At 75.7% G+C, this 21,052-nt stretch carries 17 protein-coding genes and 1 pseudogene; 10 read left to right on the forward strand and 8 right to left on the reverse strand.

Annotation, left to right across the window (positions count from 1 at the left end):
• Nucleotides 1–170: 170 nt before the first annotated feature.
• From J116_RS01125 to J116_RS01135, 3 genes are all read right to left on the reverse strand, one after another.
• Complete coding sequence (locus J116_RS01125; RefSeq protein WP_028964806.1) at nucleotides 171–3,080, reverse strand: helix-turn-helix transcriptional regulator; 2,910 nt, start codon at nucleotides 3,078–3,080, stop codon at nucleotides 171–173.
• Nucleotides 3,081–3,176: 96 nt separating this feature from the next.
• Nucleotides 3,177–3,404 carry a hypothetical protein gene (locus J116_RS01130; protein WP_023591208.1) on the reverse strand — a complete coding sequence of 76 codons (228 nt, stop codon included), beginning with the start codon at nucleotides 3,402–3,404 and terminating at the stop codon, nucleotides 3,177–3,179.
• Nucleotides 3,405–3,476: 72 nt separating this feature from the next.
• Nucleotides 3,477–6,677 (reverse strand): type 2 lanthipeptide synthetase LanM family protein, encoded by a 3,201-nt coding sequence (locus J116_RS01135; protein WP_023591207.1) that lies wholly within the window; start codon nucleotides 6,675–6,677, stop codon nucleotides 3,477–3,479.
• 701 nt (nucleotides 6,678–7,378) lie between these two features.
• On the opposite strand from J116_RS01135, the gene J116_RS30580 reads away from it, so the two are divergent.
• The 5 genes from J116_RS30580 (at nucleotide 7,379) to J116_RS01160 (ending at nucleotide 11,413) form a co-directional block, all read left to right on the forward strand.
• Nucleotides 7,379–8,005 (forward strand): helix-turn-helix transcriptional regulator, encoded by a 627-nt coding sequence (locus J116_RS30580; RefSeq protein WP_028964804.1) that lies wholly within the window; start codon nucleotides 7,379–7,381, stop codon nucleotides 8,003–8,005.
• Nucleotides 8,006–8,070: 65 nt separating this feature from the next.
• Nucleotides 8,071–8,685, forward strand: coding sequence for a helix-turn-helix transcriptional regulator (locus J116_RS01145; protein ID WP_099048200.1), 615 nt, complete (start codon nucleotides 8,071–8,073; stop codon nucleotides 8,683–8,685).
• A 159-nt stretch (nucleotides 8,686–8,844) separates the two neighbouring features.
• Nucleotides 8,845–9,276, forward strand: coding sequence for a hypothetical protein (locus tag J116_RS28980; protein WP_023591204.1), 432 nt, complete (start codon nucleotides 8,845–8,847; stop codon nucleotides 9,274–9,276).
• Between the two features lie 71 nt (nucleotides 9,277–9,347).
• Nucleotides 9,348–9,929, forward strand: coding sequence for a carbonic anhydrase (locus J116_RS01155; protein ID WP_023591203.1), 582 nt, complete (start codon nucleotides 9,348–9,350; stop codon nucleotides 9,927–9,929).
• A 14-nt stretch (nucleotides 9,930–9,943) separates the two neighbouring features.
• Nucleotides 9,944–11,413, forward strand: coding sequence for a SulP family inorganic anion transporter (locus tag J116_RS01160; RefSeq protein WP_028964802.1), 1,470 nt, complete (start codon nucleotides 9,944–9,946; stop codon nucleotides 11,411–11,413).
• A 152-nt stretch (nucleotides 11,414–11,565) separates the two neighbouring features.
• Here J116_RS01160 and J116_RS01165 read toward each other — a convergent pair whose 3' ends face one another.
• Nucleotides 11,566–12,234, reverse strand: coding sequence for a hypothetical protein (locus J116_RS01165; protein ID WP_051204008.1), 669 nt, complete (start codon nucleotides 12,232–12,234; stop codon nucleotides 11,566–11,568).
• A 48-nt stretch (nucleotides 12,235–12,282) separates the two neighbouring features.
• Between J116_RS01165 and J116_RS29835 the strand changes: the two genes are divergently transcribed.
• A complete protein-coding gene (locus J116_RS29835) occupies nucleotides 12,283–12,423 on the forward strand; it encodes a hypothetical protein (protein WP_161492103.1) in 141 nt (46 codons plus the stop codon).
• A 64-nt stretch (nucleotides 12,424–12,487) separates the two neighbouring features.
• On the opposite strand, the gene J116_RS01170 is transcribed toward J116_RS29835, so the two are convergent.
• The 3 genes from J116_RS01170 to J116_RS01180 form a co-directional block, all read right to left on the reverse strand.
• Nucleotides 12,488–13,003, reverse strand: a complete 516-nt coding sequence (locus J116_RS01170) for a hypothetical protein (RefSeq protein ID WP_139140451.1) — start codon at nucleotides 13,001–13,003, stop codon at nucleotides 12,488–12,490.
• Nucleotides 13,004–13,197: 194 nt separating this feature from the next.
• Complete coding sequence (locus tag J116_RS01175; RefSeq protein WP_023591199.1) at nucleotides 13,198–16,176, reverse strand: hypothetical protein; 2,979 nt, start codon at nucleotides 16,174–16,176, stop codon at nucleotides 13,198–13,200.
• Nucleotides 16,173–18,092: an HSP90 family protein gene (locus J116_RS01180; protein ID WP_023591198.1), complete on the reverse strand. Its 1,920-nt coding sequence runs from the start codon at nucleotides 18,090–18,092 to the stop codon at nucleotides 16,173–16,175. Before J116_RS01180 ends, J116_RS01175 begins: the two co-directional genes overlap by 4 nt.
• A gap of 244 nt (nucleotides 18,093–18,336) precedes the next feature.
• On the opposite strand from J116_RS01180, the gene J116_RS01185 reads away from it, so the two are divergent.
• The 4 genes from J116_RS01185 (at nucleotide 18,337) to J116_RS01200 (ending at nucleotide 20,598) form a co-directional block, all read left to right on the forward strand.
• On the forward strand, nucleotides 18,337–18,942 hold the full coding sequence (locus J116_RS01185; RefSeq protein WP_051204007.1) for a TetR/AcrR family transcriptional regulator: 606 nt from the start codon (nucleotides 18,337–18,339) through the stop codon (nucleotides 18,940–18,942).
• A complete protein-coding gene (locus J116_RS01190; RefSeq protein WP_023591196.1) occupies nucleotides 18,939–19,349 on the forward strand; it encodes a DUF6463 family protein in 411 nt (136 codons plus the stop codon). Before J116_RS01185 ends, J116_RS01190 begins: the two co-directional genes overlap by 4 nt.
• Nucleotides 19,350–19,495: 146 nt before the next feature.
• Nucleotides 19,496–19,867 (forward strand): hypothetical protein, encoded by a 372-nt coding sequence (locus J116_RS01195; RefSeq protein WP_028964800.1) that lies wholly within the window; start codon nucleotides 19,496–19,498, stop codon nucleotides 19,865–19,867.
• A complete protein-coding gene (locus J116_RS01200) occupies nucleotides 19,864–20,598 on the forward strand; it encodes a YqjF family protein (RefSeq protein WP_023591195.1) in 735 nt (244 codons plus the stop codon). The genes J116_RS01195 and J116_RS01200 overlap by 4 nt, the downstream gene beginning before the upstream one ends.
• A gap of 71 nt (nucleotides 20,599–20,669) precedes the next feature.
• On the opposite strand, the pseudogene J116_RS01205 reads toward J116_RS01200, so the two are convergent.
• Nucleotides 20,670–20,945, reverse strand: a pseudogene (locus J116_RS01205) (hypothetical protein); the annotation flags it as partial.
• Nucleotides 20,946–21,052 lie beyond the last annotated feature (107 nt).

Below are 21,052 nucleotides of genomic sequence, written 5' to 3' on the forward strand. Positions count from 1 at the left end.
GTACCCGGCACCGCGGACCGTACGCCCCCGAGCGGGGGCCGTACGGTCCGCGCGGCCGTACCCGGGGCCGTACGCCCGCGCGACCGGTCACCGCGCTCGTCGGCGGGCGCACGGCCGCACCGGCCGGCCGCACCAGAACCGCGCCGCGGGCCTCGGCGGGAACGGAGCCCTCAGGACGCGAACGACACCGAGAACTCGCACAGCGCCGCCCGGTTGGTGCGGCCGGTCTTCGTGCCCAGGCTGGCGATGTGCTTCTCCACCGTGCGGGGCGAGATGTAGAGCCGGTCGGCGATCTCCCTGTTGCCGAGCCGCTCCGGGAGCAGCTGGAACACCTCGTACTCGCGGACCGTGATCCCCAGCGCGCGCAGCTCCTCGGGGATGCGGCTGCTGCCGCTGCGGTGCTGGTGGACGGGGGCGCCGAGCCTGCGCAGGGCGGCGCGGCAGGCGTTGGTGACGGAGGGCACGGAGGTCTGGTGGAAGTGGTGCTCGGCGCGGCGCAGCCAGGCGACCGGCTCGCCCCAGCCGTGCGCGTGGGCGTCCTCGGACAGCAGCCGCAGCGCCAGGTGCAGCGCCGTCGGGTACGGCTCCGCGACCCGCAGCGCCTCGGTGGCGGCGGCACCGGCCTCGTCGGCGCGGCCCTCGCGGCCGAGCAGCACGGCGTCGGCGAACAGCACGAACTGGCGGTTCCACCGCATGCGTCCGGGCGCGGTCGCGGCGATCTCCTCCTGTTGGGCGCGCCCGGCGTCCCCGGCCAGCACGTCGAGGAGGACGCCGATGCCGTACCGGCCGCTCAGGTAGTACGTGCTGGGGTTGGCGTGCTCCAGGTCGGTCACGTCCCGCAGGGCCCGTACGGCGCCGTCGCGGTCCTCCTCCATGAGGGCGCAGAACGCGCGGGCGAGCCCGAGCGTCAGGGGCTCCTCCTGCGACCCGGCGCCGTCCCACTCGGCGAACGCGGCCAGCGCCCGGTCCATGGCGGCCCGGTCTGCCTGGTGGGCGGCGAGCGTCGCCTGGGCCATCAGCACGTACCGGCTGGCGGGGGCGAGGCGGAGGCGCTGGACGACGGCGAGGCACTCGTCGCCCGCGCGGCGGGCCGTGTCGAAGTCGCCGCGCAGGACGGCGTCGAGGACGAGGATGCCGTCGATCGTGTGGACGATGGTGGCCGAGCCGACCCGCAGCGCCTCGTCGCGGGCGGCGAGCAGCGGGGCCGTGCTGCCGTCGGTGAGCCAGTTGTTGCCGCCGATGCGGGTGAGGGCGTACATGCGCTGGAGGGGCAGGCGGTGCTGCTCGGCGGTGAGGAGGGCGGACTCCAGGAGGGCGGTCGACTCGTCGAAGTCCCGTTCGCGGGCGAGGGTGGCGAGGAGTTCCCACGCCTGGCAGACGGCGGAGGGCAGGGCGTGGCGCTCGGCGGCCTGGAGGGCGGCGCGGGCGAGTTTCTCGGCCTGCTGGGTGCAGTCGGGGCCGGGCGTGTCGAGGGCCAGGTAGGCAGCGGCGACATCCACGAGGGCACCGGCCCGCTCGTCGGGGCCGCGCCGCAGCAGGGCGCGGGCGTGGGCGATGGCACGGTTGCCGTCCTCCCAGCGGCCGGCGGTGTGGGCGACCTTGGCGAGGCGGGTGTGCAGGGCGGCGAGGCGGGAGACCGTCAGGTCGGTGCCGGCGAGCGCGTTGAGTTCGCGGGCGAGGCTGAACGCCCGGTCGAAGTCGCCGGTCTCGGCGAGCGCGGGCAGCAGGGTCTCCAGGACCTCGGCGCGGCGGGTGGCGTCGCCGCTGTCGGCGAGGAGCCGTTCGGCGCGGGAGAGCAGAGTGACGGCGGAGCTGATCGCCCCGGCGGCCAGGGCGCGGCGCCCGGCCTCCGCGTACAGCCGCCCGGCCTCGGTGACGTCGCCCTCCTCGGAGCGGAGCCCGGCGGCGAGCTGGCACCAGTCGCCCTCCAGTCCAGGGTGGAGGGCCTGCACGGCGGCGGCGGCGCGGCCCGCTAGTTCCGCGCGGCGGCCGGGGGTGAGCTGGGTGAACAGCGCCTCGACGGTGAGCGGGTGGCGGAACGCGTACCAGTCGGGTGCGGGTTCGTCGGGGACGACGAGGCGGGAGGCGACTCCGGCGTGGAGGTGGCTGAGGAGTTCCCGGTCGTCGACGCCGGTCACGTCCTGGAGGACGGTGAGGGGGAAGCGGCGGCCGATGACGGCGGCCGCGGAGAAGAGGTCGCGGCCCTGGGGGCCGAGCCGGTCGATCCGCTGGAGGAGGCCCTTGGCCATGGAGGTGGAGACGTCGCCGCGGAGGTCGCCCACGACCTTCCAGCCGTCGTCGCCGTTGACGAGCGACCCGCTGGTGATCATCGACTGGAGGCGTTCCTCGACGAGGAGCGGGCTGCCCGCGCTGTCCTCCCACAACCGGTCGAGCGCGGCTTCGGGGACCCCTTCGGCGTCGGTGCCGAGCTGGGAGGCGGCGAGGGCGCACACCTCGGCGCGGGTGAGGGACGCCAGGTCGAGGGTGGTGCCGACGCGCCGCCAGCGGGCCGACTCGGCGAGGTCGAGGGCGTCGCAGGGCTCGGTGCGGATGGTGGCGAGCAGGACGACGGGCGCCTGGTCGAGGTTGTCCACCAGGTACTCGACCACGGCGAGCGTCTCGGGGTCGGCGTCGTGCAGGTCCTCCAGGAGGAGCAGGGTGCCGCGGTCCTTGCCGGTGGCGATGAGCAGCCGCAGCACCGCCTCGCCGAGGACGATCATGGAGCTGCCGGCCTGGACGTCGCCTCCCCAGTCGGGGATGAGGCGCCCGAGGACGGGCCGGTAGGGGCCGAGCGGCAGGTCGTCGAGGGGTTCGCCGCCGCGGAACAGCGACATAAGGGCCTCGGTGAGCGGCCGGAACGGGACGGCGGGGCCGGTGGTGGTGGACCGGCCCCGCAGTACGCGCATCCCGTTGTCCACGGCCATGCCGACCGCTTCGGCGGCGAGCCGGGTCTTGCCGATGCCCGCTTCGCCGACCAGGAACACGCCCCGCCCGCGCTGGGCGCACGCGTCGGTCAGGGCACGGGCGAGTTCCCGTAAATGAGGGTCACGTCCGACGATGTGCGGAACATGTGAACGCATGAGCGCATGCTAGTGCTCGGCGCCACGAACCGGTCAACGGTTGCGGAAGTCCCCCGCCCCCGCCTGCCCGTCGGGGCGGCGGGGGCGGCACCCGTCTCAGCCGTGCACGTTCGGCAGGGAGACGCTGGTGTCGAACGAGCTGAGCGTGATGACGATGCCGCTGGTGAGGACCAGGCCGGACAGGGCGCGGGCGCGGGCGCAGGCGCGGTTGCGGCCGGAGAGGGCGATCCCGCCGGCCGGGTCGGCGGTGCGGGCGGTGGCGGCGGCCCCGGAGTTCTCCTCGGCGGCGGCGGCGGACGCGGCGGTGGCGGGGGTGTTCTGCATGGCAGTGGTCCCTTTCTGCTGACGGGAGGAGGGTGAGGAGGGCGGTGCGGTGTGCCGGGCGGCCGGTGGTGGTCAGCCGCGCGGGTGGGTGTCGAGGAGGAGGACGGAGGGGACCTCGTCGAGGTGGGCCAGCCTGAGCAGTTGGTGGCCGATGCCGGAGAGGCCGGTGAGGAGGCCGGGGGACGGTACGTGGCCGGGGGTGCCGCAGCGGTGGCCGTACTGTTCGAGTCCGCCGAGCACCTCGCCGGTGCGGCGCGTCAGCGCGTCCCGCGCCCGGTCGTGGCCGCGCTCGGCGAGCGCGGCGAGCAGCTCCAGGGAGCCGGGGCTCCCGTGACGAAGGCTCAGGTCGGCCGCGGGAGCGGCGCCGTCCAGGCGCCGCACCCACCGGTCGGCGTGGCCCGCGGTGTCGGCGGGCGGCAGCGCGTCCAGGGCGGCGAGGGCGGTGCCGGTCAGGCCCGCGTACCAGCCGAGGTCTCCGCCCGCCCGGTGCGGGGCGCCCACGAGAGCGGAGCGCAGCAGGGTCGTACCGAGGGAGGCGTACGACTCCGGGGCGGGCCCCGCGGAGCCGGCCGGGCCCGTGGGCGTGACGGCCGCGAACCGTAGCAGCGCCCACCCCGTCCCGGCGTCGCCATGGGCGAATCCCGGGTCGCCGGACGGCTTCGCCACCGCACCGGCCAGCCGACCGGCCAGCCGGTGGGCCAGGGCGGCGGCGCCGGGCGCCGCGCCGGTGCGGTGCGCGGCGAGGGTGGCGGCGAGCGCCCCGGCGAGACCGTCCGCGAGACCGGCGGGCACGTCGTCGGAGCCGTCGGGCTGCCCGGCCGCGTCGCCCGCCGGGTCGTCACCGCACGCGGCGCGTTCCAGGGCGTCGAGCGCGGTGGGAAGGTGGGCGAGCAGCCCGTCGTCCAGCAGCGGGGCCAGCCGGGCGACGGCGTAGACGATGCCGCCGATGCCGTGCAGGGCGCCCGGACCTGCGGCGGCGCCGAGCGAGGGGTCACCGGCCAGCGCGGCCAGCAGTCCGGGCAGGGGCCGTACGGCCTGCCGGGCGAGGTCCGTGTAGCGGCGGGCCCCGGCGAGGGCGCCGAGCTGGGCGAGGAACAGCGCGACCCCGCAGTAGCCCTGCGCCAGGCCCGCGCCCATCGGCAGGACGGCCCAGTGCCCCCGGGTGACCTCTTCCAGGCCCAGCCAGTTGACGCGTCCTCCGCCGTGCGCGGCGCGGGCGGCGATCTCGTCGGCGATGCCGCAGGCGGCGCTCAGCAGCCGGGACGCGTCGGGCGCGGCGGGCGCGGCGGGCCGCACGGTCAGCTCCGAACGGGGGCTCCCGCTCCCGGAGTTGGCGTGGGCGACGGCGAGTGTCGCGTTGACGATCCACTCCTGGTCGTAGCGGTCCACCTCGCCCATCGCCGCGATCTTGTGGCGTGCGGCGTCAAGGGCGGGGCGGGCGATGACCCCGTCGAGCCGGGTGCCGTGCGCGGTCCACACGGCCGCCCGGGCGGGGCGGTGGGCGAAGAACGGCACGTCACCGGCCCACAGGTCGGCGATCTCGTGCTCCACGAGACGCTGCCTGGCGGGGTCGTGCGCGGACTCGCTCCACAGCAGGGAGAACACCGACTCCCGCGCCAGGGCGTCGCCGAGGACACCGGGGTGGGTGGACTCCTCCAGGAGGGTGGCGTAGAGGCGGGTGGAGCGGGCGATGAGCCGTCCCCTGCCGTCGGCCCACCGGTCGAGGAGGCCGCAGAGGAGCTCGTCACGGTGGGCGGTGATCGTGCCGTAGGCGTCCCGGAAGCCTTCCAGCAGCGCGGCGCGGTGGTCGGCGTGCCGGACGGGGCGGGCGTCGGGGAGGGGCCGGTTCTGCGCGGCGGCGCTGCGGACCGGGCCGCGCACCATGCGCATCGCGTCCGTACCGGAGTCCTCCCAGCGCATGCCGTCGCTCGGGTACGCCTCGCCGTCGGCGCCGCCGAGCCCGGAGATGTCGAGGGCGCCGTTGTCGCCGATGAGCAGGCTGGGCAGCAGGCATGTGCGGTGGACGGAGACCCGCAGGGCCTCGGCGGCCGGGTCGGGCCCGGCGGTCGTCGGCTGCGGCAGGTCGGCGTGGAGCAGCGTCTCGGCGTCCACGAGGAGCGGCTGGTCGCCCTGGGCGATGACGTTCTCGTAGTGCATGTCCACGCCGTCGAGCGCGTACAGCAGGGCGAGCAGGGCGCCCTGGCGGCGGTAGAACCGGTCGAGCTCGACGGGGCCGCGGCACCAGCGGTGCGCGATGAACTCCATCCAGCCGTGGCCTGCGCGGCGGACGGTACGCGGGGTGCGCAGCCCGAGGCCGGGCGCCTTCCCGTTGAGCCAGCCCACGGCCCGGTCGAGCAGCGCGTGCTGGTCGAGGGGGCGGGGCTTGTAGACGACGGTGGGGCCCCCGGCGAAGCGGAGGATCGCGACGGACCGGCCGCCCTGGTGGGCGTCGCCGCGGTCGAGGTCCACGCGGACGAGCGGGCCGGGATCGTCGCCGTCGCACAGTTCGGCGACGATGGCGGGGCGGTCGTCGGCGTAGCGCGCCAGCAGTTCGGCCGTGGCGGCGGCGGTGTTGAGGCAGGTCTCGCCGAGCATGCGGGCGAGGACCGGGTAGCGGACGAGCAGCGCGGCGAGCGCGCCGGGCTCGCGAAGGCCCTCGACGAAGGCGGTGAACCGCTCCCGGGGGGTGGCGCCCGTGAGGCGGCCGGCGGTGCGGGCCTGGTGCAGCTCGGTGACGAGGGTGCGCGCCGCCTGGCGGGTCAGCCGGTCGCCCAGCAGCGCGGTGAAGGCGGTCCGTACGGCGGCCGTGTCGGCGTCGTCGGTACGGTACCCGAGCCGTGCGGCGGGGGCGGTGCGCGGCAGTGCGGCGACCGCCGTCCAGGCGGCGGTGACGAACGGCCGGACGACCGGCAGGAACACGGCGGGCCCCTCGGTCGCGCACTCATCCCGTACCGGCTCGTGGGCGGCTCCGGTGAGGGCGTCCTCCACGAAGCGGGCCCATTCCGGCCGGGCGGTCCGGGCGGCGAGGCGCCCGGCCGGTTCGGCGGCGAGCCCCAGTGCGACGTCCTCGCCGACGCCGAGCGCGGCCAGGCGGCCCGCGAAGCCCGCGGCGTCCCCGACGGACCACGGCACCGGGGTGTCGGCGCCGGGCGCGGCGACCGGCGCGGGGGCGTCCGGCGCGGCCAGCCGTTCCCGCAGGGTCAGGCCGGGGGCCCACCAGGCGGGAGGCAGCGGGCCGAGATGGGCTTCTCGGGCGAGGGCGGTGTCAGTCACGGCAACGAAACTCCCAGAGCCCGGCGCCGGGCACATGGGGGCCGCTCCCCCATATTCTCCACGGCCGCCCCCAGAGGGCGTGCGGGCATGGGGGTTGACGGGGGCGGATGGGGGCCGACCGGGGCCGGGGGGTGTACGGGGGCGAGGCCCGTCGGGTCCGTACAGGGGCGGGGGTGTACGGGGGCGGGGGTGTACGGGGGCGGGGCGCGTCGGGCCGTACGGGACCGGGCTGCTCCAAGTCCCTGCGGGAGCAGGCCCACCCAGCCGTGCGGGACCAGGCCCACCGGCAGGGTGCGGGACCAGGTGGCCGACGGCCCGTGCGCGTACGGGCTCCCCGGGCGCCCGCGCACCCGCCCCCGTCCGCGGGGCCCATACGGCTGCCGCCCACGCACCCGTACGGGTCCGGCCCCCACCCCCGGGTACGGCGACCGGCCCCCGCGCCGGGCGTGCCCCCGGCCGCCAGGCCCGTACGTGACCCGCGGCACCCACGCCCCCTGCGGCCCCGCGCCACCCGCCGCCCACCGACGCCGCCCGCCCGCACGCACGCACGCGCCCCGCACCCCTACCGCCTCCGCATCCCATCCCCCACCCCCGCCTCCCCGGTTGGCGCAAATGTGGGGGCGGGGGCCCGATGTACGGGGCGGGCCGGGGCCCGACGCTGGGTGCAGTGCCGCAACCACGTCGCATGTTTGGAGGACTCGGTGGGAGAACCCGTGCTCGTCAGCGTCGTCGCCCTGGACCCGGTGCTGGAGGCCGGTATCCGGAGCACCCTGTCGGCGTGTCCGGAGATCGCCCTCACCACCGCGGCGGGCGAGCCGCGGGTCGTCGTGATGACCGTCGATCAGGTGTCCCCCTCCGAGCTGGACGCCCTCCGCTCGGTCCGGGAGGCCCCGTCCCAGCCGGAGGTGGTGCTCGTCGCCAGCCGCCTGGCACCCGGGGACGCCCTGCACGCCCTGGCGGCCGGGGCGCGGGGCCTGCTGCGCCGCTGCGAGGCGGACGCGGCGCGGCTCACACGGGCCGCTCTGGCGGCCGCGCGCGGCGACTGCACCCTGCCGCCCGACCTTCTGGACCGGCTCCTCAAGCACGCCGAGGCCGGCGGCGCGGGCACCGGTGGCTCGTCCCCGTCCTGGGCGGGGGCGAGCCTGGACGACCGGGAGCGGTCGGTGCTGCGCCTGGTCGCGGACGGCCACGAGACCAACGAGATAGCGCGGCGCCTGTGCTACTCGCCGCGTACCGTCACGTCCGTCGTGCACGACATCACGCGCCGGTTCCGGCTGCGCAACCGGGCGCACGCCGTCGCCTACGCGCTGCGGACGGGTCTGCTGTGACGCCGGCCCCGGCGGCGGTGGCCGCTCCCTCCGAAGGCGCCCCGACGACGGCGACAGCGACGGGCGTGCGGGTCCGCGTGGTGACGGCCGGGGGCGGGCCCGCGGTGGCGGGGTCCCCGGCGGCAGCCCGGGTCGCGTCGCTGCTTCGGCGGGCGGGCATCGAGCCGCTCACCGGCCCCGGCGGCGGCACCTCGCCGGTCACCGGTAAGGGCGCGGACACCATGGTCACCGTGGCGGTCACCGCGACCGTCGAGGAGGCCGTGGCCCTCTGCTCCGGCCCCGGCGACCGGCTCCTCGCGGTCTGCGACACCGTGTCGCCGTCCGGCCTGCGGGACGCGCTGCGGTCCGGCGTCCGGGCGGTCCTCCGCTCACCGGACCTGACCCCGGCGCAGCTGGCGGCGGCCGTGTACGGGGCCTGGCACGGCGACAGCCGCGTCCCGTACTCCGCGCTCGTGCAGCTGCTGGGCGGGACGCGGGCGGCGGACCCGCCGCGCCTGACGCCGCGCCAGCACTCGGTGCTGGCGCTGATGGCGGAGGGGCACGGGAACGCGGTGATAGCCCGGACTCTGTCGTGTTCGCCGCACACCGTGAAGAACACCGTGTACGAGCTGATGGGACGTCTCCAGGCCCGCACCCGGGCCCAGGCGGTGGCGTACGCCGTTCGGGGGAATCTCATCTAGTTTTTTTCGCCAGATCAGGTCGTTTTCCAGTCGGAACCCTCCGTTCGCCGCGCCGCCAGTGGCGAGCCGCGCCCGAGCCGACATTACTCTCCATTGACCCGGCTTTTAATTCGCCTTGGTGAAGTCGGGCTCCGCGGCGTGGGGAGGGAGGGACGACACATGCGGTCATACGCGCTGGTCAGGACGGCTTCCCTCGCCGTCCTGCCCCCCCTTGTCCTGCCCTTGGCAGTACTCGCCGTCGTCTTCGCGCAGTTGCTGGTCATCGGCGCCCCCGCGCAGAGCCTCGCCCCGGCCCCGTACGCGGGTGCCGGGGCGTCCGGCGTCCATGTCACGGCATCCACCCCGCAGGAGGCGGGCACGGAGAGGCGGGAGTGCGAGCACCCCGACGCCGTCCTCCGCGACGCCCCGCGCGGCCGCGACCGGTACCGCCCGGGCGCCCAGACGCCGCTGCTCCCTCCGGCCACCCGCACGGCCTGCGCATCACAGGCCACGGATGACCGCTTCCGGGCCGGCGCGAGCCCCCTGCCCCGCAGGGAGAGACCCCGCAACACCACCCGCGCACTGGCCCACCTCCAGGTGTTCCGCTGCTGACCGGCGCCGTCGCACTCGGCCCCGTCTCATCGGCCCGACGCGCCGTCACGGCGCGCCAGGAGGAAACACCTATGCAGCCCCTCATCGACAACGCCCGCACGTTCGGACAGCGCCCTGAGGAGTTCGCCAAGCTGGCGGAAGGCCAGTCGCCCGAGGTCCTCTTCATCACCTGCTCCGACTCGCGGGTCGTCCCCGCCCTGATCACGGGCGCCCGCCCCGGCCAGCTGTTCGAGCTGCGCACGGCGGGCAACATCGTCCCCCCGTACACCACGGGCCGCCCCACCGGCGAGGCCGCCACCATCGAGTACGCCGTCGAGGTCCTCGGCGTGCGCGATGTGGTGGTGTGCGGCCACTCCCACTGCGGCGCCGTCGGAGCCCTGGTGCGCGGCGACGACCTCAGCGCCGTACCGGCCGTCCGCGAATGGCTGGCCCACGCCGCGCCCGAACCGGCGCCCGGACGGCCCGACGACCCGACCGTCGCGGAGGCCGTCCAGCACCATGTGCTCGCCCAGCTGCTGCGGCTGCGCTCGTACCCGTGCGTCGAACAGCGCCTGCGGGACGGCCGGCTCACGCTGCGCGGCTGGTACTACGAAGTCCACACCGGGTCCGTACGGGAACACCGCGCGGACACCGACGCGTTCGAGTCCCTGTGAGGCGGGCGAACACCATGCCGTCCCGATTCCCCCACCTGCGGCAGGACTTCGCCGCGTCGCTCGTCGTGTTCCTCGTCGCCCTCCCGCTGTGCCTGGGCGTCGCCGTCGCCTCCGGTGTCCCGGCCGAACTGGGTCTGGTCACCGGCATCGTCGGCGGCGTCGTCACCGGGATGATGCGCGGCAGCAGCCTCCAGGTGTCCGGTCCCGCGGCGGGCATGACCGTGCTCGTCTTCGAGGCCGTCCGCACGTTCGGCCTGCCCGCTCTCGGTGTGATCGTGCTGCTCGCGGGGCTCCTCCAGATCGCCGTGGGCGCGCTGCGCTGGGGCCGCTGGTTCCGGGCGATCTCCGTGTCCGTCGTGGAGGGCATGCTCGCCGGGATCGGCCTCGTCATCATCGCCGGCCAGGTGTACGCGGCGGCCGGGATCGAGGCCCCCGCCTCCGGCCTGGCCAAGATCGCGGGCCTGCCCGGCGCGGTCGTGGAGGTCGCCGGCAGCCGCACCGCGCTCCTCTCGCTCGCGGTCGGCGCGGGCACCATCGGCGTGGTCGTGCTGTGGCAGCGCCTGCCCCAGCGGGTCCGTACGGTGCCGGGCGCGCTCGCCGCGGTCGTCCTGGCCACGGCGGCCACGCAGTTGTTCGCCCTGCCCGTGGCGACCGTGGAGGTCGACGGGCTGCTGGACGCGATCCAGCCGCCCGGCGCCGACGCCTTCGGGATGCTGGGCGATGTCGCCCTGCTGGGCACCGTCCTCGCGTTCGCGCTGATCGCGTCGGCGGAGTCGCTGTTCAGCGCGGCGGCCGTGGACCGGCTGCACGACGGTCCGCGCACCCGCTACAACCAGGAGCTGATCGCCCAGGGCGCGGGCAACACGGTCTGCGGGATGCTCGGCGCGCTGCCGATGACCGCGGTGATCGTCCGCAGCTCCGCCAATGTGCGGGCGGGCGCCCGGACGAAGGCGTCGCGGGTGCTGCACGGCGTGTGGCTGCTGCTGTTCGCGACGCTGCTGCCGGCCACGCTGGGGCTGATCCCGCTGGCCGCGCTGGCGGGCATCCTCGTCCACGCGGGCTGGAAGCTCATCCCGTTCCGGGCGGTCGCCGCCCTGTGGCGGACGCACCGGGGTGAGGCGCTGATCCTGGTGGTGACGGCGGTGGCGATTGTCGCGGTGAACATGTTCGAGGGCGTGCTGATCGGGCTCGCCCTGTCGGTGGCGAAGGCCGCGTGGGACACGTCGCAGATCCGGCTGACGGTCGTCGACAAGGGCGTCGGCCCCGTCCAGGCCCGGCTGACGGGCAACGCGACGTTCCTGCGGCTGCCGAAGATCCTCGACACCCTGGAGGCCCTCCCCCACGACCGCCCGGTGGAGCTGGACCTGTCGGGTCTCCACCACCTCGACCACGCCTGCCGTACGGCACTGGAGAACTGGTCGGAACGCCACCGCAGCACCCTCGCGGCCGCCGCCGCCAAACCCCCGGAGCCGTCCCCCCTGTGACGCCCCGGTGACCCCGAGCCGTCCGCCTTCCGACGCCCGGTGACCCCGGACCCCTTCCACATGACCCCCGGACCGCGTGGGGCCCCACACCCCCGGGCCCCCGCCCGTACGCCCACGCCTCGGCCGCCGTCACCCCACCGCGGCCGGGGCGTTCAGCCGATGGGCCGCCTCACCTCGGCGCGCACCTCCAGGACCTTCCTCGCGGTGGCGTCGAGGTCCACGGATGCCGGGTCCTGGGCGGCGTCGGCGGGGGTGAGGAAGGCGACATAGGCGACGGTGTTGGCGTCACCCCACGCGCAGACGGGGACCGTGGAGGTACCCGACGCGTCATGCGACCGCAGCACCGTGCACTCCAGTTCCGCATCGGAGCCGGTGGGCCTGATCGTCCTGGACGGGTTCGGCTCGCTCATGCCGTCGGCCTCGCGCATGCCCTTCAGCAGGCTGTCGCGCTGGCGCTCCGGGGACGTGAACTGGCCGGACATCCCGACGAGTACGAGCCCGCGGTTCCCGTCGGTGGCGGTGCCGTTGTACGAGCCGGTGACGGTCGACGAGGTGCGCCAGGTGGGTCCGCTGTAGTCGCTTCCCTTCCGCGCCTCCGCGTCCACCTCCTTCGAACTGTCCTTGATCAGGCGGTAGTCGTCCCCGAGGAGGGTCCTGGGCACGGTGAGCCGGTACTCGGCGGCGGGGAACGCTCTCGCGGTGCCGCCGCCGCTGATGACCTGCTTGCCCAGGTACGCGAGCCCGGCCAGGACGGCGAGGGACACGGCGACGATGCCGACGACGAGCCATGCCCGCCCCTTGCGGTGCGGCGGTGGCGCCACGGGCGGCGGCGCGCCCCAGGCTCCGGGCGCCGGATACGGAGGCTGCGCATGGCCCTGCGGCGGGTGCGGCTGAGGGTACGCCCCGTAGAATCCTGGCTGCTGCGGCGGCTGCGGCTGGCCGTACGGCCCCGGCTGTGGCCGGCGCCCCTGCCCGTACTGTCCCGGCTGCCCGTAGGGTCCGGGCTGTGACGGCGGGGGTATGGGCTGATTCATGATCACAGGCTAGGTGATGCCCGCGTACGTCCGCCGGGCTTTACGGCCTGGGGTGAAAGCCCCACGACGACGGCCACCACCGGCGACGGCGGCGCGGCGGGGCGGCCGACACGGCAGCGGATATCCCCGGCTCGTCCAGCCGGGCCAGCAGTCGGCCGTGCTGTTCCTCCGTGAGGGCGAACCACAGGGACGTCCCTGTGTCGGCGGCGCTGAAGACCTGCCGGTCCCCGCGGTAGCCCTCCGCGCCGATCGTGTGGGGAGCCAGCTCCAGCAGGACGCCGAACTGGATGTCGTCCCGCACGTCGATCTGGATGCCCATGCGGTGGTCGCCGCGGAAACCGTCCGGAGCGGTCGCCTCCCCGAGGGCGACGGCCAGGTCGTAGGCACCGGCCACCTCCGGTGGCCAGGGCTCGTCGCTGTAGGCGTCGAGGTACACGGTGTGGAGGGCGGGCCGCAGCACCCACAGGGCCTCCCGGCACACCTGCGCGGCGTCCTCGGGGCGCGTACCGTCCGCGATGACGAACTCGCGGAGCACTTCTTCGGTCTGTCCGGGCATCAGGCGATGCTCCCACGTCGCTGCGGACGTCCCGGCAGGGGGCCGGGACATGAAGGCCGGGGCACGGTACGCGAAGGGGCCGGACGTGAAGGGCGGGGCCGGTACCGGAAGGACAGGGCCGGGGCGTGAAGAGCGGGGGGCAGGGTCGTGAAGGGCGGGGCGCCCGCGTCCCGTAGGCCGGGCGCCCCCTCCGCTCAGCTCTCCTGCGCCCACTCCTCCAGCCTGCCGCGCACCTGCGTCAGCATGCCGCGTGCCTCCTCGGTGCCGATCTCCTCCAGATCCGCCGCGAGGGCGCGCAGGCGGGCCTCCGCCTCCTCAGCGCGGCCCAGTTGCCTTTCCAGCCAGGCGGCGTAGAAGGCGGCGCGGACGCGGTCGCCCAGCATGTCCGGGCCGAGTGCCGCGAAGGTCCGCTGAGCCTGGTGAAGCAGGTCCAGCGCTTCGCCGCGCACCGCCGCGGCGGACTGCCGGACGTCCTCGACGGACTCGGAGGGCTCGGCGCCCCCGGCACGCTCATCGGCATCGGCGGACTCGGATTCGAGGCCGTCCACCAGCAGTTCGGCCATCTGCGCCCACGTGTGGGCGCGTTCCTCGAGCAGCGCCGGGTCGTCGCCCTCCAGAGCCGTGAGCGCGCGGTCCATCACCTCACGGGCCGCCGTCCGGTCGCCCCGGCCCGCTCGCAGCCAGGCGAGGGAGCGCAGCGCGCGGGCCTGCGCCCGCGGTTCGCCCACCTGCTCCCACAGCGCGATGGCGCGCTGGTAGGCGGCGGCCGCCTCGTCGGCGAGGTCGCCCAGCCGGGCCAGGCTCTCGGCGGCGAGGGTCGCCAGCTGCGCGTGCGGCCCCTGGTGCTCCCACTCGGCGGCGGTCTCGGCGGCGCGCAGGTACTGCTCCGCGGCGCCCCGGTGGTCGCCCAGCGTCCGCAGGTTCCGCGCCAGGGCGTCACGGGCCTGTACGGCCTGGTCGTCGCCGTGCTCCAGCAGGTCGGGCAGGGCCGACTCCAGTACCTCGGCGGCCTCTGCGGCCCGCCCGGCCTCGCCGAGGCACCGGCCGAGGACCAGCCGCGCGTACGCCCCGCCCCCGGCGGTGTCGCCCGCCGCGTCGTACCAGTGCGCCGCCTCCAGGGCGTATTCGGCGGCCTCGCTCTCCTTGCCGTCCTGCGCGTACAGCGCCTCGGCCAGCGTGAGGCCTATCCCCGCCAGGTCGAACGGGGCGGTCAGTTCGGCACCGTGCCCGTACGCCTCGCGCGCCGACTCCTCCGCCTCCCCGGCGCGGCCGAGGCGCAGCAGGAGCCGGGCCCGGGTGGCGAGCGGGGCGGCCGCGTCCCAGGGGCGCCCGGCGGTGAGGGAGCGCTGGGCGGCCCTCGTCAGCAGGGCGTGGGCGGTCTCCGGGTCGCCCGCCTGCCACGCCAGGTCGGCGCGGGTCTCGTCGGCCTCGGCGAGCAGGTCGTCCACGCCTCCGCCCGTCGCGTCGGCGTCGAGGTACGGCGCGAACCGCTCCTCGAACGCGGCGAGTTCGGCGTCGAGGCGGCCGGCGCCGTGGTCGTCCGTATCGTGGTCCAGCATCGCCTCGGCCTTGGCGCGCATGAGGGCGACGGCGGCGATGCGGCGGACGCGGGTCGGTTCGTCCTGGTCGAGCGCGTCGGCGGAGGCGTCGGCCCGTGCGAAGAGGGCGCGGACCTCGTCGGGTCCGGCGCCGGTCCGCATCGCGGCGACGGCCACGCGGAGTTCGGCGAGCACGGCCCGGCTGGGCTCGCCCGCGGCCCGGTAGGCGTCGACGACCCGCTCGAACCATTCGCGGGCGGTGGCGTCGTCGGCGCGGCCCGCGGCGAGGGCCCGGTGGTCGAGGAGGTCCGCGGCGAGCAGCGGGTCGCCGGCCGTGTCCGTCTCCGTGGCGCGGGCGGCCACCCGCTCCCACGCGGCGTCGGCGCGGGGGTGTCCGTCGGCGCGCAGCCGCCGCGCCTCGGCGACGAGTTCGGGCAGCGTGGCCGTGTCGTCCCGTACGGGCTCGGGGGCCGCCGCGACGGGTGCGGCGACGGCGGACGCGGCGGGCCCGGAGGTCGCCGGGCGCAGACCGAGGGGCAGGGCGGCCAGCAGCGGCTCCTGCTCCAGCCGGTCCTTGAGGCGGCCGGAGACGACGGTGCTGCCGTTGCGCGCGTCGAACCGGGCGGCGATGGCGGTGGCGTCCGCGTCGAGCAGGTCGTGCAGGTCGCGTACGGTGCGCTGCTCGCCCGCGTAGGGCACGGCCGGCTGGTCGCCCGCGCCGAGGGCCAGCAGTCGGCGCAGCAGCACGAGGGTGCCGGTCAGCAGCTGCAGCCGCGCCCAGGGGTTGCCGTCGGAGCCGAGGTGCGACGCGTGCTCGGCGAGGATCTCCAGGCCGCGGGCCGCGTTGCCGGTGAGGGCACAGAACTCGATGTGCAGGCCGATGGACGGCAGGAGGCTTTCGTTGCCGCGGGCCATGCGGTAGCCGCGCAGGTGGTTGGCGCGGGCCTGGTCGGGGCGGCCGGTGCGGACCAGCGGCAGCAGGGACTTGGCGAGGACGCGGTGCGGCTCCTCCATGCAGGTGCTCGTGCCGTCGAGGACGGGTGCCCAGGTGCGCAGGGCCTTGCCGTCGTCGCCGCGGCCGCTCCAGTGGCTGCCCTGGTCGTTGATCTCGCAGGCGTGGCAGTTGGCCATCGCGTCGCGGTCGGCCGCCGTCCACGCGGCGAACGCGCGCGTGGCGCGCTCGGTGTCGCCCGTGTCGACGGCGAGTTCGTACTCGGCCTGGCGGACGGCCCGTTCGGTGTATCCGGCGGTGCGGTAGCGGCGCTCCATCTCGGCGAGCCACTGCTCCATGGTGGCGAGCGGTATCTCCGGGAGCGTGAGCATGCCGGAGCTGACCCACTTGAACACCCAGTGGAAGGTGTGTGTGTCGCTGCTGCAGAAGGCCGAGGGGTCGCGGTCCCACTCCTGGAGGAGGCGGGCGAACGGGACGAGCATCTTGCCGCGCTCGGTGCTGTACTCGTACGCGCGGATGACGCCGAACAGGGCCTGGCGGATCAGGGCGCGGTCGCCGGTCGCCTCGGCGGCGGCGACGAGTTCCTCGGCGCGGGCGTTGCGGAGGAGGCCGTTGGGTGCGCGGTCGTTCTCCCACAGGGCGCGGCGGATGGCCTCGGGCGACTGTTCCGGGGTGGTGGTCACTGGTCGTTCTCCTGGGGGTCGCGGGCGGTGGTGGTGGGGTGGGTCGCCCATTCCAGGAGCCCGAGGAAGGCCCGGTTGAGCAGTGAGGTGTCGGCGGGGCGCAGGGGGCGCTGCGCCATCAGCAGCGCCTGCCCGTACAGGGACTCGACGGCGGTGCCGGTGAGGTCGGCGTCGGTGATGGCGGCGATGCGGCGGACCAGGGGGTTGTTGTGGTTGAGGACGAGGCGGGCGCGGGGGGCCGCGCCGCGCAGGGCGCCGAGGATGTCGCTCCACAGCGGGTCGGCGCCTTCCTCGGCGGCGGCGCGGTCCCGTTCGTGCCGGGCCTCGCGGTCGTCGAGGTAGAGCGCGGGGACGGTGACCGGCTGGTAGGCGCGCAGGGCGACGTCGCAGCCGAGCGGGTCGAGGCGGGCGCGGGCGGTGGCGAGGAACCCGGAGAGGGCCAGCTCCTGCCGGGGGTCCACGGGGTCGAGGTGGGCGGTGACGGCGCCCGCGTCGAGCTCGCTGACGGTGACGCCTTCGCGGACCTGCGGGAGCAGGGCGATGAGGTCGGTGTCGTAGGTGTAGCCGCCGTTGACGATGCCGAGGCCGTGCGCGGCGGCGATGGGCGAGACCTGGCGGAACTCCTCCACGGTGCGGGTGAAGTGCACCTGCGGGTGGCTGCGGACGAACTCGTCGAGGGTGACCTGCCCGTCGCTGGTCTCGAACGGCAGCCACGGCAGCATCAGCCGGAACAGCTCCGCGTCGTGCCGCGCCATCGACTTGACGCCGAGGTGGTGGACGGAGAGGAAGGCGGCGAGCCGGTCGGGGTCGCCCGCCGCGAGTTCGGTGAGCCACTGGCGGACGCGGCCGCCCAGCGCGTCGCGCACGGCGGCGAGGGTCTCGTCGTCGTACAGGTTCTCGCGGGAGGCGGTGGGGCGCAGCGTGTCGGTGTCGAGGACGACGCGGACGAAGAACGCCCAGTCGGGCAGCAGGTTGTCCGCGCGGTCGGTGAGCAGCATGCCCTTGAGGTAGACCCGGTGGGCGGCGCGCCCGGCGGGGCTGGTGGCGGAGGGCAGGACGTAGGCGACGCCCCGGACGCCGGCGACGGGCAGGTCCAGGTCGATGGAGTCGAGCGGGGTGAACCCGAAGACGCGCGCGCAGTGCGCCGCGAGGGCGACGCGGCGGGCGGTGGGCGTCGGGTGGGGCCGGTCCCATACGGCGGGCCGCTCGGTGAGCGGGCGGTCGGTCGTGTCGGGGCCGGTGAAGGTCACCTCGTACGGCAGCAGGGACCCGAAGTCGCGGGCGAGTTCGGCGACGCGCTGCGGGTCGGTCCACTCCTCGGCGCCGGGGCGGGGCTCCAGGCGGACGGTGGTGCCGGGCTCGGGGCGCGCCTCGTCGGGGAGGGTCCGTACGGTGTACGAGCCGTCGTCGGCGGCCAGCCATTCGACGGGCGGCTCGCCGGGCTTGCGTGCGGACCGGGAGACGACGCGGATCTGGCGGGCGACGACGAAGCAGGCGAGCAGGCCGATGCCGAACTGGCCGAGGAACTCCTGCCGGGCGCTGTCGAGGGCGTCGCGTTTGGAGCTGCGGCCGATGGTGGCGAGGAGGGTGTGCACCTCTTCGGCGGTGAGCCCGATGCCGGAGTCCTCCATGACGACGGCGTCGCCGGTGGCCGTGAGCCGGATGCCCGCGGGTGCCGACGGGTCGTGGGCGAGGCGCGCGGTGACGGCGTCCACGGCGTTCTGCAGCAGCTCGCGGACGTAGACGCGGGGGCTGGAGTACAGGTGGTGCGACAGCAGGTCCACGAGGCCGCGCAGGTCCACCTGGAAGGTGTTGACGGACGGCTCGGCGGGCGCGGTCCGCACGGGCGCGCCGGAGGGCTCGGGGCCGACGGCGGGCTGGGGGTCGTCGGGCGTTTCGGGTGCGGTGAGGTTCATGGGCAGCTCGGAGCAGCCGCGCGGCGCCGGACGGCTGCCGCGGGTGCGGGTCGGGCGATCGCGGGGTCCCCCCCTCACGATGCGCAATGGGCCCGGCCCGGCCCCGGTCAGCGCGCGCGACGGGGCACGGCACCGGGGAGGACTCGGAATTGACGACCATCGTAGGGACCGCCACTGACAATGCCCAGGCGGTATTCGCTCCGCCTGTGGAGAACCCCACAACCTCCATACCATACTGTATGGTATGGGTCGGAAGAGCGGACAGGTGACGAGCAGGGCGGGGCGACGCGTGGCGAGCAAGCGGGACTGGCTGGAGGAGGGGCTCCGGGTGCTGAGCGAGGACGGGGCGCCCGCGCTGACCGTGGACCGGCTCGCGGCGCGGCTGAAGCTGACCAAGGGCTCCTTCTACCACCACTTCAAGGGCATGACGGGGTACAAGAGCGACCTGCTCGCGTACTACGAGGCCGAGCACACCGGCCGGTACATCGCCGACGCCGAGCGCGGCGGCGGCCGCACCCCTCTCGGGCGGCTGCTGCACCTGCGCGACCTGGTCCTGGCGGACAAGGGCGGCAGCGACCGGCTGGAGATCGCCATGCGCGCCTGGGCGTCGCAGGACGACGAGGTCCGCGCCCTCCAGCAGCGGGTGGACGAGCTGCGCGTCGGCTACCTGCGGGAGCTGGTGAGCGACGCGGGCGGCGCGGACGAGGACGCGACGCCGCTGGCCCGCCTGCTCTATCTGCTGCTGGTGGGCAGCCGGCAGCTCGTACCGCCGCTTCCCGCCGAGGAGTTGCGGGAGGTCTACACCCTGGCGCTGCGTCTGGCGCCTCAGGAGGAAGGACCGGGCACATGAGCGGACTGGCGCGCTGGATACCGCGGCTGATCATCGCGACCGCGGCGCTGCACTTCGTCTGGGCCTTCGCCCAGCCTCACGCCTGGGCGGACATCGCCCGGGACGGCTTCTTCCGGACCTCCGTCGACACGGCGGCGCCGGACTACTTCGCGCGTGAGGCGAGCATCTGGTTCCTGGCCTGCGGGGTCGCGCTGCTCGCCCTCGGCACGATGTCCCGGCACGCCCTGCGCGCCACCGGGCACCTCCCTGCCCAGGTGGGCTGGTACCTGCTGGCCCTGGGCGTCCCGCTGTGCGTCTTCTCGTTCCCCGTGACCGGCAGCTGGGCGCTCCTCGCGATCGGCGCCCTGGCCCTGGCCGCGAGCCGCCGCACCGCCCCGGCCGACGAGCCCCGGCGGGGACGGCCGTGACCCCGGGGAGGGTGTCCTCCGCCCCGCCGCCCGCCCGCTGGGCGGTGTGGGCGGCGGGGCGGCGCCGCTGAGCGTGCTGCCCTCCTCCGTGTGGCGCGTCGCGGTCGGGGTCGGGGAACGGCCACACGGCGGCGGAGACCGCCTACATGGTGGGCCTGAGCGACCTGACGCTCGCTCTGGCGTACCCGACGGTGGGGCTGGTGAGCGGCTGGGGCGAGACGTTCCCCCGGTGGCTGCCCGTAGCGAGCGGGCGGCCCGTGCCCGCCCGAGCGGTGCTGCGCGTCGCTCGGACGGGCGGGGCGCTGCTGGTCCTGATCACGCTGTACGGCGCGGTCAACAGCGTCTTCGGCTTCGTGGAGGAGGGTGCGCGGCTCGTCGAGCAGGAGCGGGAGCATCCGCGGCCGCCGGTGTGGGTGACCTGGCTGTACCTGCCCGCGGCGGCCTGGGGGTTCCTCGTCCTGGCCGTCTGCCGCAACTACGCCCGGCGGATGCCGCGTCGCGGCATGATGGGGGCATGACGGAGCCGTACGAGGCGCTGACCGTGACCACTCCCCGCGTGGTGTGCCGCCCGGTCCTGTCGCAGCGGTGGACCGACGTGGCCTTTCTTCACTGGCCCGTGGAGCCCGCGGCCGTGGCGCCGCTGCTGCCGCGCGCCACCCGGCCCGACGTCCTGGACGGCACGACGTACGTGGGGCTCGTGGCGTTCCGCATGGAGGCGGTGGCGTTCGGGCGCGGCCCGGCCCTGCCGTACCTGGGGACGTTCCCGGAGACGAACGTACGGCTCTACAGCGTGGACGCCCGGGGCCGGCGCGGGGTCGCGTTCCTGAGCATGGACGCCGCCCGGCTCCTGCCCGCGCTCGCGGGGCGCGTCGCGTTCCGGCTGCCGTACCGCTGGGCGTCGATGCGCGTGGGCCGGTCGGGTGACCGCCTCACGTACACGGGGCGGCGGCTGACACGGCACGGGCCCGCCGGGTACCGCCTCACCGTCGAGGTCGGCCGTCCGCTGGACGAGCCGAGCGACCTGGACATGTTCCTCACCGCGCGCTGGGGCCTGCACGCCGAGTGGCACGGCCGCACGCTGTACCTGCCGAACGACCACCCCGCCTGGCCGCTCCACCACGCGCGCGTGGAGCGCCTGGAGGAGAACCTGGTCCGTGCGGCGGGCGTCCCCGCCCCGCAGGGCCCGCCGTGCAGCGTCCTGTACTCCCCCGGCGTCCCCGCCCTCTTCGGCGTCCCGGCAGCCTCGTAGGGCCGTGAGGAAACGGCTGTCCGCGGGCGGGCGTGGCGTGCCGCACAGCGTCACACGCGGCGGGTGGCCGCTCAGAGGGCGGTCAGTACCTGCGGGGACAGGGTTTTGATCATCGTGTTGGTCCAGCGCATCCGGCGGAGCGTCGGTGGGTGGCAGTCGGAGGCGAGCTTGAGGAGCCGGTCGTCCTTGGCTGCCTGTGCCGCCTGGGCGAGCATCTCCCCGTACAGCGAGTTCCCTGAGGCCGCCAGGTGCAGTTGCCGCAGGTCCCACAGGAGGAGCAGGCCGGGTTCGGGGCAGTGGCCCATCGCCGCCGCTGCCTTCTCCCGGAGGGCGCTGAGGACGCCCGGCGGTTCGGTGCCGTCCAGGCCGATGAGGCGCACATCGCGGTCGCGGGCGGCTGCCCGGCGCGGCACGGCGCCCCGGCGGCCGGGGCCGGGGCGCCGCGGGTGGGCGG

The organism is Streptomyces thermolilacinus SPC6 (assembly GCF_000478605.2).
Taxonomy (GTDB): domain Bacteria; phylum Actinomycetota; class Actinomycetes; order Streptomycetales; family Streptomycetaceae; genus Streptomyces; species Streptomyces thermolilacinus.

Bases quoted from the DNA above. Each gene is read 5' to 3' on its own strand.
- J116_RS01190 (WP_023591196.1), top strand. From the start codon at position 18,939: ATGAGCGGACTGGCGCGCTGGATACCGCGGCTGATCATCGCGACCGCG.
- J116_RS01160 (WP_028964802.1), top strand. From the start codon at position 9,944: ATGCCGTCCCGATTCCCCCACCTGCGGCAGGACTTCGCCGCGTCGCTC.
- J116_RS01130 (WP_023591208.1), bottom strand. From the start codon at position 3,404: ATGCAGAACACCCCCGCCACCGCCGCGTCCGCCGCCGCCGCCGAGGAG.
- J116_RS28980 (WP_023591204.1), top strand. From the start codon at position 8,845: ATGCGGTCATACGCGCTGGTCAGGACGGCTTCCCTCGCCGTCCTGCCC.
- J116_RS01125 (WP_028964806.1), bottom strand. From the start codon at position 3,080: ATGCGTTCACATGTTCCGCACATCGTCGGACGTGACCCTCATTTACGG.
- J116_RS01200 (WP_023591195.1), top strand. From the start codon at position 19,864: ATGACGGAGCCGTACGAGGCGCTGACCGTGACCACTCCCCGCGTGGTG.
- J116_RS29835 (WP_161492103.1), top strand. From the start codon at position 12,283: ATGGCCCTGCGGCGGGTGCGGCTGAGGGTACGCCCCGTAGAATCCTGG.
- J116_RS01170 (WP_139140451.1), bottom strand. From the start codon at position 13,003: ATGCCCGGACAGACCGAAGAAGTGCTCCGCGAGTTCGTCATCGCGGAC.
- J116_RS01180 (WP_023591198.1), bottom strand. From the start codon at position 18,092: ATGAACCTCACCGCACCCGAAACGCCCGACGACCCCCAGCCCGCCGTC.
- J116_RS01185 (WP_051204007.1), top strand. From the start codon at position 18,337: ATGGGTCGGAAGAGCGGACAGGTGACGAGCAGGGCGGGGCGACGCGTG.
- J116_RS01195 (WP_028964800.1), top strand. From the start codon at position 19,496: ATGGTGGGCCTGAGCGACCTGACGCTCGCTCTGGCGTACCCGACGGTG.
- J116_RS01155 (WP_023591203.1), top strand. From the start codon at position 9,348: ATGCAGCCCCTCATCGACAACGCCCGCACGTTCGGACAGCGCCCTGAG.